General features: G+C 64.1%; 11 protein-coding genes and 1 pseudogene. 11 read left to right on the forward strand and 1 reads right to left on the reverse strand.

Going from position 1 to position 16,824, the window contains the following annotated elements:
• The 11 genes and pseudogenes from FRC96_RS19590 to udk all read left to right on the forward strand — a co-directional run bounded on the left by FRC96_RS19590 (nucleotide 1) and on the right by udk (nucleotide 15,353).
• A complete protein-coding gene (locus FRC96_RS19590; RefSeq protein WP_146977072.1) occupies nucleotides 1-2,259 on the forward strand; it encodes a Stp1/IreP family PP2C-type Ser/Thr phosphatase in 2,259 nt (752 codons plus the stop codon).
• Nucleotides 2,260-2,346: 87 nt separating this feature from the next.
• Nucleotides 2,347-3,564, forward strand: a complete 1,218-nt coding sequence (locus tag FRC96_RS19595; RefSeq protein ID WP_146977073.1) for a hypothetical protein — start codon at nucleotides 2,347-2,349, stop codon at nucleotides 3,562-3,564.
• Nucleotides 3,565-3,574: 10 nt separating this feature from the next.
• Nucleotides 3,575-4,333 (forward strand): hypothetical protein, encoded by a 759-nt coding sequence (locus tag FRC96_RS19600; protein ID WP_146977075.1) that lies wholly within the window; start codon nucleotides 3,575-3,577, stop codon nucleotides 4,331-4,333.
• Nucleotides 4,326-5,609, forward strand: a complete 1,284-nt coding sequence (eno, locus tag FRC96_RS19605; RefSeq protein WP_146977077.1) for a phosphopyruvate hydratase — start codon at nucleotides 4,326-4,328, stop codon at nucleotides 5,607-5,609. The genes FRC96_RS19600 and eno overlap by 8 nt, the downstream gene beginning before the upstream one ends.
• A gap of 279 nt (nucleotides 5,610-5,888) precedes the next feature.
• A protein-coding gene (gene prfB / locus FRC96_RS19610; RefSeq protein ID WP_146977079.1) for a peptide chain release factor 2 occupies nucleotides 5,889-7,023 on the forward strand; the annotation gives its coding sequence in 2 pieces (ribosomal slippage) (nucleotides 5,889-5,948 and nucleotides 5,950-7,023; 1,134 coding nt in all).
• Nucleotides 7,024-7,119: 96 nt separating this feature from the next.
• Nucleotides 7,120-8,697 (forward strand): FtsX-like permease family protein, encoded by a 1,578-nt coding sequence (locus FRC96_RS19615; RefSeq protein WP_230470492.1) that lies wholly within the window; start codon nucleotides 7,120-7,122, stop codon nucleotides 8,695-8,697.
• A pseudogene (locus FRC96_RS19620) lies at nucleotides 8,690-9,373 on the forward strand (ABC transporter ATP-binding protein); the annotation flags it as partial. The gene FRC96_RS19615 and the pseudogene FRC96_RS19620, both read left to right, overlap by 8 nt.
• A gap of 197 nt (nucleotides 9,374-9,570) precedes the next feature.
• Complete coding sequence (gene bamA, locus FRC96_RS19625) at nucleotides 9,571-12,054, forward strand: outer membrane protein assembly factor BamA (RefSeq protein ID WP_146977083.1); 2,484 nt, start codon at nucleotides 9,571-9,573, stop codon at nucleotides 12,052-12,054.
• A 69-nt stretch (nucleotides 12,055-12,123) separates the two neighbouring features.
• A complete protein-coding gene (locus tag FRC96_RS19630; protein ID WP_146977085.1) occupies nucleotides 12,124-12,675 on the forward strand; it encodes an OmpH family outer membrane protein in 552 nt (183 codons plus the stop codon).
• Between the two features lie 53 nt (nucleotides 12,676-12,728).
• Nucleotides 12,729-14,648, forward strand: a complete 1,920-nt coding sequence (locus FRC96_RS19635; RefSeq protein ID WP_146977087.1) for a hypothetical protein — start codon at nucleotides 12,729-12,731, stop codon at nucleotides 14,646-14,648.
• Nucleotides 14,649-14,699: 51 nt separating this feature from the next.
• Entirely contained in the window at nucleotides 14,700-15,353 is a 654-nt protein-coding gene (gene udk, locus FRC96_RS19640; RefSeq protein ID WP_146977088.1) for a uridine kinase, read from the forward strand.
• A 39-nt stretch (nucleotides 15,354-15,392) separates the two neighbouring features.
• Here the strand turns inward: udk and FRC96_RS19645 are convergent, their stop codons facing one another.
• Nucleotides 15,393-16,820 (reverse strand): serine/threonine-protein kinase, encoded by a 1,428-nt coding sequence (locus FRC96_RS19645; protein WP_146977090.1) that lies wholly within the window; start codon nucleotides 16,818-16,820, stop codon nucleotides 15,393-15,395.
• Between the last annotated feature and the right edge of the window lie 4 nt (nucleotides 16,821-16,824).

Here is a 16,824-nt window from a genome sequence, read left to right on the forward strand (position 1 = left end):
ATGGAATTGCGGTTCTGGGCCGCTACGGACACCGGGCGCGTCCGCGACCATAACGAAGATAACTTCCTGGTCGACAAACGTCTGCAGCTCTTCGTGGTCTGCGACGGGATGGGCGGCCACGCCGCTGGCGAGGTCGCCAGCGCGGTCTGCGTGCGCACAGTGCGGGAGGTGATCGCCGGTGCCGGAGATCTTCTGGGGCATCTTCAAGAAGCCCCGGACGATGCCCAGGTGCGTAAGGCGATCGTCGAGCTGCTGCGTCAGGCGGTGCAGACCGCCAACGGGCGAATCTTCGAGATGGCCCAGCAGGACGCCAGCCGTCGCGGCATGGGCACGACCTGCTCGGCGCTGCTGATCAGCGGCGCGCACGGGTTTGTGGGCCACGTCGGGGACTCGCGTCTGTATCGGGTTCGCGAGGGCGACGTTGAGCAGATCACCATGGATCACTCCCTGCTCAACGAGATGATCCGCCAGGGCAAACTTCCCCCCGACACCAAAGAGCGCGACTTCCCGCATAACAACGCCGTCACGCGTGCGGTCGGCGTTCGGGAGTTCGTCGAGGTGGATGCCTTCGAGTTCAGCATCTCGCCGGGCGACCGGATGATGATGTGCTCCGATGGGCTCAGCGGCTACTTCGAGGAGGAGATCGACGTGCTCGATATGACTTCTGGCGAGGTGCTGGAAGACATCATCACGCGCTGCATCGACTTCGCCAATGAGAGCGGCGGCAAAGATAACATCACGGTGATCGTGGTCGATGCGGTCGACGCCGAGGCGGAGCAGGGCGACGTCGCACCCGTGCTCGAGATGCTGCGAAACACCCCGTATTTTCATTATCTGGCCGCCAACGAGCTTGAGCATATCCGGCGCCTCGGCGAGGTCGTCGAGGTTCAGCCCGAAGCGATCGTGACCTCGCCGGAAGATGTGGCGCATAGTCTCTTCGTGATTTTGCGCGGCTCGGTCTCGTTGCACCTCGATGGTCAACGCGTCAGCGTGCTGACCGCCGGGGAGCATTTTGGCGAGATGGCACTGATCGACGCTCAGGATGACAGCGATAATCGACTGCGGGTGCAGGCCTTAGAGCCGACCACGCTCTTCGCCATTGCGCGCGATGACTTTATGGGCATCTTGCGCAGCGCGCCCGGGCTGGCCATCAAGCTGCTCTGGAACTTCGTGCAGGTCTTCGCCGATCGCCTTCAGGGTGTGCCGGCCGAGTACCGCTTCAGCCCCGATCAGTGGCGAGAAGACCCCGAGGCGGCGGTTGATTTTACCCCCCCCTCCGGCTCGCTCGTCTTTACCGAAGACATCAAGCGCATCGAAGAGCGTAGCGAGGGCGACGAGGTGTCGCCTGAGGTTGCCGACGACGACTCCGAGGCGCCGCCGGTCTCCGAGCACGACGAGGAGACGCGAGAGTACGACCGTCTTCCCCTGGACGATACGCCGCTGGCCGCGTCACTGGGAGACTGGGACGGCTCCGACGCCAGCTGGGGCGCTGAGGTGAGCGAGGATGAAGCCAGCAGCGACAGCGACGCATGGGACGATCTGCCGCCCGACGCGGTGGCGCATCGACCGACCGTGCGCCTCTCTCCAATGCGCGATGAGGACGGGGAGGCGGATGCTGAGATTCATGGCGAGCGCGTGGATGGCGACGCCACTCTGAGCCCCTGGGAGTCGACTGAAGAGCAGGAGAGTGAGACGTCGGGCGACTGGGTCATCGGCGGCATTGATGACGCGTTTGAGGAGGCACCCGACGACGCGCCCGATGAAGGCGACGACGCCGCGGGATCCGTCAGCTTCGGTGGCGCTCATATCGAAGAGCCCGAAGAGGACCTGCGCGCCACGGTTCAACTGGACCGACCCCTGTCGCGGGCGGAGATCGAGGCGACGACCGCACCAATGCTCGGGAAGAGCGCCCCGGAGCCCGGGCAGCCGGCGTCGAAGACCGGCGATGGTGAGGCGGACGATGACCTCGGGAAGACCGTCGACATCGATGCCGACCTGGCGCGTCTGCGTTCTCTGCGCGCCGAGTCGACGCTCGACCTCAAAGAACGACTTCGTCAGCGTATGAAGTCCCGCTCCACGCCGGTGCCCGCGCAGGCAGCTGAGGAGGCGAAAGCGCCCTCCGAGCCCAACCCGTCGGCTCTGGCCGGTGAGGTCGAGGTACGTAGCTCGCCATCGCGACGGATGTCTGAGCCGGCTCCGGAAGCCAAGGTGATGATCTCACCGGAGCTGATGGGCCTGGTGGATGACGACGAGAGCTAAGGATGTGAGCGAGTCCCCCCGCTGAAACAGGCGGGACGAAGGCGCGAGCCTCGCGCTGAAACACCAACTCCACGACGGCGCCATTGTATGGATACACGCACAATTCTTCAGATTGTATTGGGAGTGGTCGTCGCGCTAATCCTCGTGGTTGGCGGGCTGATGGTTGTCGCGCTCACGGGCGATGCCGAAACGGTGATCGTTGAGCAGGCCGTCGCCGAGCAGCGCGAGGTGAAGGAGCGCAAGAACCCCTGGGCCGACCAGGGCGGTGCCGCAATCGCGCTTGTGCAGCGGTCGCGTGTGAACGTCGTTGAGGAAGGCGATGACGAGGTCGCCGGCACGGTTGGCGAGCTCATGGCGAGCGACGCGTTCATCCGAGACAAGCTCAAGATCAGCGGCGCGGAACCCGTCGGCTGGCAGGCGCAGTGGTGGGGAGAGACGAAGTTTGGTCCCTCCTTCTTTCTGGTGCGCTATGCCTTCCAGGACGCCAACATCAGCATCGGGCCGGCCTGGCTGGTGGACCTGAAGACTCAGAAGGTCGTGCCGAAAAACGTGCTCGCCCAGGTCGCCACCGATCCGTCAAAAGGACAGGACTCGAAGTACTACGACAAGGCCGCGCAGGTGGTCTCGGCGATGACGAATCACCGTTTCCCGGCGGGCATTAACCTCGGCGGCGCGCTGCTGCTCTACTTCGAGCAGCGGGAGGGCTCCGTGGAGGGCGATACGGTGCTCGGATGGACCATCGATCACGATCGCGACAACCTCTTCCGAGCCTACTTTCAGTGGACCGAGGGTGGCGAGCCGACCTACGCGGAGTTTGAGTTTGACTTCGATAAGCGCGCGCTGCGGGCGGTGAATCTTCAGGCGGCGCAAATCATGAGGGTCGGCGAGGAGTTTGAGCCTACCGATCGCGTCAGCATCATGCCGGGCACCTACGATCCAAAGCAGCGTGTGGCCGCCAACCGCTGGCTGGGGCCGGCGCGTAGCCAGTGCCGACAGCCCCGTCATCGGGATGGCTGTAAGGCGTTGGCGACCCTGCTCGACCAGTCGGACTTGATTGAGACGCTGGAGTGGTTGCTCACTGCCCAGGCCGATACCGCCGAGGCCTTTGAAACCTGCAAAGAAGAGCGTAATTGCCGCTGGATGCCCGAGGCACTCGGCGAGGGCGTCTACCGTATCAAGTACGTCTACAACCTCGATGGTACGGAGCAGACGATCGCCTGGGATGTGAACCTGCGCAAAGAGGAGGTCGATGCGGCTGGTCGTATTAGCCAGCTCGCGCAACGGGCGGTGAATCCGCGTGGCTGATTCGAGTGAGATGGAACTTCCAGATCGGCGTATCGCACAGTTGGAGCGGCAGGTCTTAAAGGCGCTCTTTGCCGAGCCCCCTACCTCTGGCGAGGCCGTGGATGTGGCCGTCTTCGGTGAAGATGGCAACCAGCCGGTTCGCTACTACATCTACGCCGATGTGCTCGCTGAGCTGACCAAGGCGGCGCGCTACCGATCGCAGCGCGCGGTGGCCATCTTGCTCGGGCATTTTGCGCTGGATGGAAACGGTGCCTTCGTCGAGGTGACGGCCTTTGAAGATCTGGTTTACCTGTGGGAGGAGGGGGACGCGGGAGATGCGCTGAAGCGCGGCGTCAGTGACCAGCTCGCCGCGCTGGCGCGTCGCGAGGAGCCCGGCAGCGCCCGCAGGCACGTGGTGGGCATGTTCTGGTCGGAGCCGGAAAGCGACGCGTTGCTCACCGAAGATGCTGCTCGCGAACATCTGACCTATTTCAACCTTCCCTTCCAGGCGATTCTTGTCTGTGATGGCGAGCGTGGTCAGGTTGGTCTGTATGCGCGGGGGCCGCGGCAGAAGTTCTTTAACGCGGCGATTTATCTGGTCAGCGCCCGGGACCAGCCTGGTGATGGCGAGGCGGTCCAAGATGACCGCGCCGAGGTGGCGACGCGCTCGCCGGAGGTCACCACCGACGCGTCGAATGCCACGACATTACGTGAACATGATGAAGAAGGGGCGGTCGCCCACGGTGACCTCCTGGAGCGCAACGTTGAGACTGAGGAACGACATGACTGATATTGTGGATATTGTAGCCCGTGAGATTCTCGACAGCCGCGGAAACCCCACCGTCGAGTGTGATGTGTATCTGGAGAGCGGGGCGATGGGGCGCGCTGCGGTCCCCAGCGGCGCCTCGACCGGCGAGCATGAGGCCATTGAGCTTCGCGACGGTGACGACGCGCGCTACCTTGGGAAGGGTGTGCAGCAGGCGGTGGAGAACATCCACGAGGAGATCGCGCCGGAGCTCATCGGCGAAGACAGCGCGAACCAGCGACGCATCGACGACATCCTGCTCGGGCTCGACGGTACCGAGAACAAGAGCCGTCTGGGGGCCAACGCCCTGCTGGCGGTGAGCCTGGCCTCGGCCTACGCCGCCTCGGAGGCGCTGGGGCTGCCGCTCTACCGCTACATCGGCGGGCTGAAAGCCACGGTGATGCCGGTGCCGATGATGAACATCATCAATGGCGGGTCTCACGCTGATAACAGCGTCGATATTCAGGAGTTCATGGTCATGCCCGTCGGTGCCGGGTCGCTGACCGAGGCGGTCCGTTGCGGCGCGGAGATCTTCCACGCGCTTAAGAGCGTGCTCAAGGGCCAGGGCTACTCCACCTCGGTGGGCGATGAGGGTGGGTTTGCTCCCAACCTCAAGAGCAACCGCGAGGCGCTCGATCGCATCATGGAGGCCATCGAGAAGGCCGGCTACAAAGCGGGCGAAGACGTGGTGCTGGCGCTGGACTGCGCCGCCAGCGAGTTTTTCGACAAGAACTCCAAGACCTACAAACTTGCCGGGGAGGGGCGGGAGCTCGATGGGGCGAAGATGATCGACTTCTACGAGGAGCTCGTCAGCGCCTACCCCATCGCCAGCATTGAAGACGGTCTTGATGAGAATGACTGGGAGGGCTGGAAGGCGCTCACCGATCGCCTGGGCAAGAAGGTGCAGCTGGTCGGCGATGATCTTTTCGTGACGAACACCCAGACCCTCGCGCGGGGCATTGAGCAGGGCGTGGGGAACTCGATTCTGATCAAGGTCAATCAGATCGGCACGCTCAGTGAGACGCTCGACGCGGTGGAGCTTGCACATCGCAACGGCTACACCTCCGTGATCAGCCACCGCTCCGGCGAGACCGAAGACACCACCATCGCGCACCTGGCGGTGGCCACGGCCAGCGGCCAGATCAAGACCGGGAGCCTCTCGCGCTCCGATAGGGTGGCGAAGTACAACGAGCTCATTCGCATTGAGGAGCAGCTCGGCGCGACGGCGAGCTACCCGGGGGCTTCGATCTTCGGCAAGTAAGCGATGTCGTGCACAGGGGCGTCGTGAGACGACGCTCGAGCGAGCGCCGCCCGCGTATCGAGCGCGGGCGGCGCTTGTGCGTTTTTGCGGGGATGAACGCCCGATGACGCGTTGTTCTTGCACCGAATGCCCCGCGGCGTCGGACGCCTGATTGACAGGTCGAAAGCCCGCGCGCTACAACCGCCCGGCCGCCGAAGGTGGCGAATTTTCGGGCGATGCGCCCCTTTTGATAACACACCTACCCATGCGCGCTGCGCGTGGCGATATGGAGGTCATGCCATGACCCGTGAAGAGATCCGATCCAGTATCAGCGATCTTCGTCAACGGCTGGTTGAGCTCGGGAGGTATCTTTGACCTGGCTCAAAAGAAAGCCAGGATCGAAGAGCTCGATGCGATAAGCCAGGACCCGGAGTTCTGGAACGACGGCGAACGCGCCCAGGAGACGATGAAGGAGCGCGGTGAGCTGGTCGATGTGATTGAGCGTTATGAGACGCAGCTTGAGAGCCTCGATGAGGCGGAGCTCTACCTGGAGCTGGCCGCCGAGGCCGATGGCGATCCGCAGGCTCTGGCCGATGCCGGGGAGCTGATCAGCGAGACGCGAAGCGCGGTCCAGAGCCTGGAGACGCGCCGGATGCTCAGCGGTGAGCACGACGACCACAACGCCTTCGTCTCGATCAACGCCGGGGCCGGCGGCACCGAAAGTCAGGACTGGGCCTCGATCCTCTTGCGCATGTACCTGCGCTACGTCGAGCAGAAAGGCTGGCAGGTGGAGGTCACCGACCAGCAGGCCGGCGATGAGGCGGGCATCAAGAGCGCGGACCTGCACGTCACCGGTGATTTTGCGTTCGGGCACCTCAAAGCCGAGGCCGGCGTGCACCGTCTGGTGCGCATCAGCCCCTTTGACAGCGCGAAGCGTCGGCATACGAGCTTTGCGGCGGTTTCGGTCGCCCCGGAGATCGATGACGACATCGAGATTGAGATCAAAGACAGCGATCTTCGTATCGATACCTACCGCGCCTCCGGTGCGGGTGGTCAGCACGTCAACCGAACCGACTCGGCGGTGCGTTTTACGCACATCCCCACCGGCATTGTGGTGGCGTGCCAGAACGAGCGATCCCAGCACAAGAACCGCGCCACGGCGATGAAGATGCTTCGCGCCAAACTCTATGAGCGCGAGATGCAAGAGCGACGCGATAAGGCCGCCGATGAGCACGCCGAACAAAAGGATGTGGCCTTCGGAAGTCAGATTCGCTCGTATGTGCTGCACCCCTACAAGCAGATCAAAGATGTTCGAACCGGCTACACCGAGGGCAACGTCGATAAGGTGCTTGATGGCGGGCTCGACCCCTTTGTGGAGGCGTACCTGCTGAAAGCCGGCGGGCAGTCCGAGGGTGAAGAAGAGGCCGAAGCGTAAGAAGTGCCCGGGCGCGGCCGCGGAATCAACGCGGCCGCGCTCCGGTTGGAGCCGCTCAGGCGTGCTCTCCTCGTCGATGCCCTCAACGGGATGCTGATGTCTTATGAAAGCTTCGTCGGCCGTCGCTACCTGATGGCCAAACAGCGCAGCCGCGTCGTCTCGATCATTACCCTGATCGCGGTGAGCGGCGTGGCGCTGGGCGTGACGGCGCTGATCGTCGTGCTCAGCGTGATGGGCGGTTTTCGCGCCGACCTCACCAGCAAAATTCTGGGGGCGAAGGCCCACGTGGTCATTCAGCAGCCGGACTTCGGCCCGCTCGATGACGCCAACGCCGTGGCCGACCGCGCCCTGGAGGTCGAGGGCGTCGTTGGCGCCTCGCCCTTCATCGAGAGCGAGGTGATGGTCTCCTCGCCGACTAACTTAAGTGGCGTGGTGCTACGCGGCATCGACGTCGATCGGGTGGGTACGGTCACCGATCTTCTGGAGAACCTGGAGAAGGGCGAGCTCGCCAACCTGAGTGACTCCCGCGCGATGATGGAGCGCATCGAGAAGGAGCGCGACGAAGAGCTGGAGGTGTTGCTCGACCGCCTCGATAAGGAAAGCCAGGAACTGCGCGAGAGCATCGACGCGAAGCGCGGGGCTACGGGCGTCAGCGACGATTTTATGCCGGCGCCCGATGAGGACCTGCCGCCGCTGATCGACCTCGATGATGGGAGTGGCGAAGGCTCGCCGGACGTCGCCGGGGAAGACGAGGGTTTTATGCCTCCGCTCTTTGACGATAGCGGCGCCGGGGGGTGGGATCTTCCGCCTCTGCCCGGTGAAGAGGGCGATGAGGCCGACGCGGGGATGCCCGCCATCGTCGGTGAGGCGCCCGAGGGTGAGGGACGGCTTCCGGGGCTGATCATCGGCACCGAGCTTGCGACCTCGCTGCAGGTGCGTCTGGGCGATGAGGTCAACGTGGTCACGCCGCGTGGTGAGATGGGGCCTTCGGGGCCGATCCCGCGTAGCCGGCCATTTCGTATCGTCGGTGTGTTTTACAGCGGGATGTACGAGTACGACGCCAACGCCGCGTTCACCTCGCTCGATGACGCTGCGCGCCTGCTCGACTTTGAAGGGGCCACCGGCGTGGAGCTTCGCACCGCCGATGTGGAGGAGGTCCTGGCGGTCGGTGAGCGGCTGCGTGAGATCTTCGCGCCAGAGCTGCGCGTGATGGACTGGCAGCAGATGAACAGCAGCCTCTTCTTTGCGCTGAAGCTCGAGAAGATCGCGATGTTCCTGGTGCTGATCTTCATCATCCTGGTCGCGAGCTTCAGCATCGTCGCGATGCTGATCATGATCGTCATCGAGAAGGCTCGCGAGATCGCCATCCTCAAGTCGATGGGGGCGAGCGACGGCGGCATCATGCGGGTCTTCATGTTTCAGGGGGTGGTGATTGGCGCCGTGGGCGCAGCGGCCGGGCTGGGGATGGGGCTGCTGATCTGCTACCTGCTCCAGACGGTGGGGCTGCCGCTGGACTCCGAGGTTTATTATATCTCGACCCTTCCGGTTGAGGTCGATCGCCTGGAGGTTGTGGCGGTGGTGTTGAGCACCATCCTCATCAGCTTCCTGGCCACATTGTATCCATCGTACCAGGCCGCGAAGATGCGACCGGTAGAGGGGCTTCGTTATGACTGAGTCGACGACCACCACACCGCTGATCGAGCTGAAAAACATCAGCCGTCGCTTTGAGCATCGCGGCCAGCAGCTCGACGTGCTCCGGGACTTGAACTTTCGGATCTTTCCGGGCGACCAGGTCGCGATCATGGGGCCGAGCGGCGCCGGCAAGAGCACGCTTTTGCAGCTTCTGGGCACGCTGGATGCGCCGACCTCCGGGACGATGCTCTTTGATGGGGAGGATGTGTTTGCGCGCAACTCCAGCGGGCTTGCGCGCTTTCGCAACGAGCAGGTCGGCTTTGTGTTTCAGTTTCATCACCTGCTGCCCGAGTTCACGGCGCTGGAGAATGTGATGATGCCCGGGCTCATCGGGCGGATGCGCAAGGGGGAGGCCGAAGCGCGGGCAATGGAGTTGTTGGAGAAGGTGGGGCTCAAAGATCGCGTGCAGCATCAGCCCGGAGAGCTCTCCGGCGGGGAGCAGCAGCGTGTGGCGATTGCCCGGGCACTCTTCAAGAAGCCCCGGTTGCTGCTGGCCGACGAGCCCACCGGCAACCTTGACCTTAAGACGGGCGCTGGGATACACGCCGTGCTGCGTGAGCTCAATGAGAGCACCGGCGTTACCGTGGTGGTGGTCACCCACGATCCGAACCTGGCCGAGACCATGCCCATCCGTGTCCTGGTGGACCAGGGGCAGCTCATCCCTCAGATACCGGGAGATGGTCGGCTCAAAGGGCGTGTCTCCGATGAGCTGATCGATCAGACGCCCCGAGACCCGCGCCAGGTTGCGGTCGTGGCGGGCGCATCCGGCGGTGCCGACGGCGTCGCTTCTTCTGCACCGACGCCGCACGCGTAACGATGCGCGCCCACTTTGAAATGCTCTCAGGAACAGATGTGATGGTTGATGGAAAGGTAAGGGCCGCGCTGTTGCTCGGCGCGCTTGTGGCGCTGCTCGGGATGCCGACGGCGCTGCATGCCCAGGGGATGCCGCAGCTGGAGCGCCCCGAGATTCTGGAGCGCGCGCCGGTGGCTCCCCGCCAGAGTGCGCCGCTGCCCGGTGGCGAGGCCGCGACCGAGGGGCAGAACATCGCCGAGGTGCGGGTTCAGGGAAACCGCCGCGTCGAGGCGGCCTCGATTCTGGATCGGGCGCGCCTTCGCGCCGGCATGGCCCTCTCCCGCGAGCAGGTCAGCGAGGATATTCGACGTATCTTTGCGCTCGGCTATTTCGATGATGTGCAGGTCGACGCGACCACCACCGATGAAGGCGTCGTGGTGACCTTCCTTGTGGAGGAGAAGCCGGCGATTGATGCCATCCGCTACCGCGGCAACGACGCGGTGAGCACCGACGATATCGAAGAGGTCGTGGAGCTGCAGCGCTTCGCCATCGCAAACTTCGCCGACATCAACCGCAGCGCCACCGCCATTCAGGAACTCTACCGCGAGAAGGGCCACTACCTGGCCGAGGTCGACTACGAGATCGAGAGCGTGGAGGGGCGCGACGATCTGGCCGTGGTCACCTTTGAGATCCGCGAGTACTCGAAGGTGCGCGTCAAGCGTGTGACGCTGCTGGGTAACGCCGCCATTGAGGATGATGAACTCAAAAACATTATGGCCACCCGTGAGGGGCATTGGCTGTCGTTTTTGACCAAATTTGGCAACTTCCGCGAGCAGGACTTCCAGGACGATCTGCAGCGTCTGGTGCTCTATTATTATCAGAAGGGATATCTGCAGGTGCAGGTCGACGAGCCCACGATTCGGCTCTCTCGCGATAAGCGGGATCTCTACCTGACGATCCGCATCGATGAGGGCGTCCAGCACTTCCTCAACGAGGTCACCATTCAAGGGGACCTGCTCGCGGACGAAGAGCAGCTTCGCGAGATGATTGAGATCGAGCCCGGCGACGTGATGGGCTGGGGCGAGATGCAGATGGGCATCCAGCGCATCCAGCGATTTTATCAGGACGTCGGGTATGCCAACGCGCGTGTGCTGCCGCAGCCGATTCCCACGCAGGAAGATCCCTCGCGGGTGAACCTGGCGCTAACGATCACGCAGGGGCCGCTGGTCTCCATCGGTCGCATTGAGGTGGTGGGCAACGTCAAGACTCGCGATAAGGTCGTGCGTCGGGAGCTCGTGATTGAGGAAGGGGAGCTCTATTCGGCCAGCGCCATCGAGCAGTCGCGAGCGCGCGTGGAGCGCCTGGGCTACTTTGAGCAGGTCACCGTGACCAGCCAGCCTACCTCCTCGCCGGATGTTGTGGATCTGCGTATTGAGATCAAAGAGCGCCCCACCGGGACCTTCCAGATCGGCGCGGGCCTCTCCAGCCAGGAGAGCTTCATCTTCCAGGGGCAGGTCTCGCAGGAGAACCTGCTGGGGCGCGGGCAGTCGCTGGCGTTGAGCATTCAGGCGTCGGGGATTCGGCGTCTCTTTAACCTGCGCTTCTCCGAGCCCTGGCTGCTGGGTAGCCGCTGGCAGTTTGCGGTCGACCTTTATAACTTCGATTACCTCTACCAGGACTTCTCGCGCATCTCGACGGGGGGGAACCTGACCTTTGGCTACCCGCTGGGTGAGCTGCTGGGGCTGGAGATCGGCGACGCGCTCTCTACCTCGCTGACCTACAAACTCGAAGACGTGCAAGTGGAGCCCGGGGGCTATTCGGGCACTAACGTGCAGCCGGCGTCACCGCTGTTTACCGGCGGGTTGACCAGCAGCGTGCGTCTGGGGGCGTATCTGGACACGCGTGATAACCGCATCTTCCCCAAACGCGGGATGTACCACTCGGCGCGCGTGGAGGTTGCCGATGGCACGCTGACGGCCAGTGAGAACGAGTTCATCAAGTATGACCTGGATGCGCGCTTCTACTTCCCGCTCTTCTGGAACATGGTGCTGCGCCTCAACGGGAACCTGGGCTTTGTGACGAGCACCTCGGCAGACCGCCCGGTGCCGATCTTCGAGCGCTATTTTGCCGGTGGGCCCGACACCATCCGCGGTTTTGACCGCTACACGCTGGGGCCGAGCCGTCGGGTTCCGTCGTCGAGCGGCGACCCCTCCGGCGGGCTCAGTGAGTTCCATTACGGAGGCAACAAGCGCCTGGTGCTGACGGCCGAGGTGGAGTTTCCGATCATCGCCGCGGGCAATGTGACCGGGGTGGTCTTCACCGATGTGGGGAATGCATTTGATGACGGCACCCCTTTCACCCTCAAGCTCGACCTGATGAGTGATGACGCCAACCGCTACGCCGACGCGCTGCGCACCACGGTGGGCTTCGGGGTGCGCTGGTTCAGCCCCATCGGGCCGCTGCGCTTTGAATGGGGTGTGCCCCTGCAGCGTCTGTCTGGCGAGAAGCCGCTGGTGTTTGATTTCAGCATTCAGAACGCATTTTAAGTTGAGGCGGCCCGGCGGGGATCCCCCCGCGAGCGGGCCGCTGAGTGATCCGAAACGAAGGGAGACGTCATGAGCAGCAAGCAACTGAGCAAGTCGATGGGCCGCCTGATGGTGGCGTTGATGATGGCCGCCGCCGTGATCCTCGGGGGGCTGTCGACGGCCAGCGCCCAGGACGTGAAGATCGGCTATGTCGATATGCAGGAAGCGCTCAACTCCATTGAGGAAGGCAAGCGCGTGAAAGCGCGCCTGGAGCGGGAGTTCCAGCAGCGCCAGGAGCGCCTCGACACGAAGCAGAACGAGGTTCTGGAGATGCGTCAGGAGCTTGAGCAGCAGGCCATGATGCTCTCGGAAGAGGCGCGTCAGGAGCGCGTGATGGCGCTTCAGGGCCGTATGCAGGAGCTGCAGGAGCTCTACCTGCAGCTTCAGAACGAGCTCGCGCAGCAGGAGGCCGAGGCCACCAAGGGCATCTTCGATAAGATGCGCGCGATCATCCGCACGATGGCCCGCGAACAGAACTACACGCTGATTCTGGAGCGCACCGAGTCGTCGGTGCTCTACGCGGCCGACGGGATGAACCTGACCGACGAGCTTGTGCGACGCTACAACGCCGCTCACCAGTAAGTGAGCGCCCACGGCCTCGTCGGCCCATCGGCACTGGCGAGGCGGCGAGGACGATGATGCGAGCCCACCGCTACACTGCATTGATTCTGGGCCTGGCGCTGTGCGCGTCGGGCTGTGATGTCGAGAGCAAGGTGCGCTCGTTGATGGGCAAGAGCGAAGACGAGCGGGTGATCCCGGCCGAGGAGCGCCAGCAGACCACCGAACTTCGCGAGACGGAGCCCAATGACAGCGCGGCGCAGGCCACGGCGATCGCGCTGGGCGTCGATATGCGCCCGACCCACGGGGCGATTGAGCCCGCTGAAGACGTGGACTGGTACGTGGTGCAGCCCCCGGCCGGGGCGACGTGGCTGGTGGATGTGAGCGTGACCCCCGCTGGCGAGTCGTTGGACGCGGCAATCTATGTCGAGGTGGAGGGGGAGGGCGACTTTCCGGAGCTGCTCTACCAGGTGGCGGGGCCTGGTGAGGCGGAGACGGTGCCGATGATGTCGGTGCCGGCCGAGGGGCGTCGCTTTTTTGTGAGCGGTGCCGACGGCAGCACCGGAGCGTACCGCGTGGATGTGAGCCGAAGGTTGAGCGCCGGCGCCGTCGAGGTGGAGCCCAACGACTTTGCCCACATCGCCTCGCCGCTCGCGGTGCCCGGTGAAGTCCAGGGGGTGTATGACCGCCCCCAGGACCGCGACATTTACTTTGTAAAAACCGACGATCTCGACCCGAGCAAGGTGTATTCGCTGGAGGTCAGCTCGGTGCCCGGGATCTCGCAGACGTTGCGTATTTACGGGGCGCCGCAGCTGGAGGCGGCGCTGCTGGAGCTGGTGGTCGCCGAAGATCGGCCGGCGATCATCCCCAACATCGCGCTGGCCAGTGGCGCGCAGGGCCTGTGGTTTGTGCTCACGGCCGGGGAGGCCTACGACCGCCAGCGCGGCTACAGGCTTCGTGTGATCGAGCACCCGCCGGAGCCGGAGTTTGTGGTGGAGCGCGAGCCCAACGACAGCAGCGCCGGGGCGCAGATCATCGACTTTGAGGATGTCGTGCGAGCGTACCTGCACGCCCCGGGCGATGTGGATCGTTACCGCTTTGTGATCGAGGCGCCCGAGGAGGACGAGGTCGAGTACGTGCTCGATGCGAGCGCGCCGGACGCCGGCGATGAGGAAATGCCGGAGCTTGAGGCCGACCCCTGGGCGGCGGTACCCGAGAAGGAGGCGCCGGAGGTTGTGGCGCAGCTCAACCTCAACCCTCTCAAAGAAGATCATCGTCTCGCGCTTCGCTGGATCCCCGACGTGGAGAGTGGGGAGCGAGAGTTTTCGCTGGAGGCCGAGGAGCCCCGCGAGTCGCTGACGGTGTGCAATCATGTGCTCGGCCCGGGAGCGTATGACGTGGAGGTGCGGGCGGTCGAGTCCAACTTCAGCCTGGTGAACCGCTCCTACGACTATGAGCTGCGGCTGCGTAACGTCGCCAAAACCCCCGGGCTGGAGATCGAGCCGAACGATGCGCCGGAGGCGTCGGATCGCCTGGTGGAAGCGGCCGCGCGCGTGGGCTTTGTCTCCACCGAGGGCGATGTGGACTACTACGCGTTTCTGGTCGGCCCGGCAGAGACGGACGCCCCGGTTGAGAACCTTGAAGAGGGGGCGCGCAGTGATGAGGATGCCGCCGCGAATCAGGCCGCCCCGGAGGCGACCGAGCCCGGAGCGATCGCCGAAGACGATCCCGGCGCCGCCGCGCCGACCGGGGATTCGCTCGGCTGGCAGCCGCCGGAGACGGAGCCCGTGCGCGTGCGGCTGAAGGCCAATCGCCTCAACCTGCGTTTTGAACTTCTCGATGACGAACGCGCCCGTGTCGCCCAGGTCAATCGTGCCGGTCCCGGCGCCGATGAAGAGTTAACGATTGACTTGCCCCATGGGCTCTACTATCTGGCCGTCAGCGCAAGCGGAGGCTCTTCCTGTGAGCCTTATGAGGTTACGGTGGAGCGGCCCTGAGCCTGTTTGCGCCTCCACCTTCAACGCGACAAGCGGCAAGCGAGGTCAGGCGTGAGCAGTACGAGTCCCATTTTAGTCGGAATTGCCGGGGGCACCGGTTCGGGAAAGACCACGGTGGTGCGCCGTATTCTGGAGGCGTTCGACGAGGACGTGATCTGCCTGGATATGGACTCGTATTACCGCGACTTGAGCGAGATGCCCAAAGAGGAGCGTCGCAAGTTCAACTTCGACCACCCCGACGCCTTTGATACCGAGCTCTTTATTCAGCATCTGCAGGAGCTCTCGGCGGGCAAGGCGGTCAAGAAGCCTGTGTACAGCTTCGCCGAGTCCGTGCGCACGGCCGATGTGGTGGACGTGGAGCCGGCACCGATCGTGATCGTCGAGGGAATCCTGGTGTTGGCCGATGCGCGGGTGCGCGATCTTCTGGAGGTGAAGATCTTTGTCGACGCCGACGACGACATCCGTTTCATTCGTCGCCTGGAGCGCGATGTGGCCGAGCGCGGTCGCACGCTGGAGTCGGTGATCTCGCAGTATCAGCGCACTGTTCGCCCGATGCACTACAGCTTTGTGGAGCCGAGCAAGCGCTACGCCGATGTGATCATCCCGCGCGGCGGCAAAAATGACATCGCCATCAACATGGTCGTGGCCGATATCACCTCGAGGCTCACGCATATCAAGGTGCGCAATCAACTCGATCTGATCTGAGTTGCGACATGGGGCGTGCGTGTGAACGCCCGCGCTCCTTTAGACGGGCAGGGGGAGGACGCCGAGCGCGCCGAGAATCACCAGGGCGGCAAGCACGACGATCAGGACCAGAGCCAGCGCGATCTTCGCGCTGGCTCCGCTTTTGGGGGTGCGCTCGTAGGGGGAGGCCAGCAGCTGAGAGCCGCTGGCGTCGGGCGTGGCGTCGTCGGCCCAGGTCCAGACATCGTCTGGCGAGCTTGAGGGCGTCGGGGTGGGCTGCGCGGGGCGGGCGTTGTCGGGCGCTTCGAGATCGGTGTGTGGGGCTGGCGTGAGCTGGCGTGAGCTGGCCGCGATGGGCGTCGGGTGTTCTTTGCGGCGCGTAAGCACGATGACGTCTTCGCGAGGCGCGGGAGGCTCAAGCACGGTGATGATTGATGAGCTTGAGGAGCTCTCGCTTTTGGCGAATCCCGGCGGCGGGGTCTCCACCGGGTGACGCCGCACGTCTTCAAAGGGGACGGCGTCCTCGGCGCGCGCGGTGGCCTCGGTGGCGGGTGGTGTTTTGGCCGCAGCGTCGCCCGGGCTGGCAAGGGGGGCAAAGCCCAGCGAGCGAGCGGTGAGGTTGGGCTGCGCCAGGGCGTCGAGAAGCTCAGCGGCGTTTTGAAAGCGGTGCGTGCGATCTTTTTCCAGCGCGCGGCGCACGATCGACTCGATGCGGGTGTTGCGGAGCCCGGCGTTGGTGAAGGCAGGCAAGGGCTCAAAGAGGTGCGCGCGCATCACCTTGACCGGGTTGGGATCGCTAAAGGGCGGGTGCCCGTTGAGCATCTCAAAGATGATGATGCCCAGCGCGTAGATGTCGGTCTGCGGATCGACCTCCTCGCCGGCGGCCTGCTCGGGCGACATGTAGGGCGGGGTCCCGACGGTGGAGCCACTCATCGTGAGCTGGCGTCCGCCGGGCTCCGAAGCGCTCTCCAGTCCACCCTGGGCCATCTTTGCGATGCCGAAGTCGAGGACTTTGACGAAGTTGGGATCGTCGCCGATCTGCGTCAGGAAGATGTTCTCGGGCTTGAGGTCACGATGGACGATGCCCTGGTCATGGGCTTCCTGCAGGCTTCCCAGGGTCTGACGAGCGATGTGCAGGACCTGCTGGATCTCCAGTGGCGAAGCGACGTCGAGGTAATCCGCCAGGTCACGTCCGCGCAGGAGCTCCATCACGATGAAGAAGAGATCGTCCTGCTGGCCGTAGTCGTGCACCGTGATGGTGTTGGGGTGCTGAAGTCGGCTTGCCAGGCGGGCCTCGCGGCGGAAACGCTCGACGACATCGTCGACCGACGCGAAGCGCGGCGGGAGGATTTTGATGGCGACGTCTCGGTCGACATTGAGCTGGCGGGCGCGGTACACCATGCCGAAACCGCCCTCGCCGATGGCTTCGGTGAGCTCGTAGCGGTCGGCCAGGCGAGTGCCCGGTGTCGAGAGGGAGAGCGTCGTCATAGCG

Source organism: Lujinxingia vulgaris (assembly GCF_007997005.1).
Lineage (GTDB): Bacteria > Myxococcota_A > Bradymonadia > Bradymonadales > Bradymonadaceae > Lujinxingia.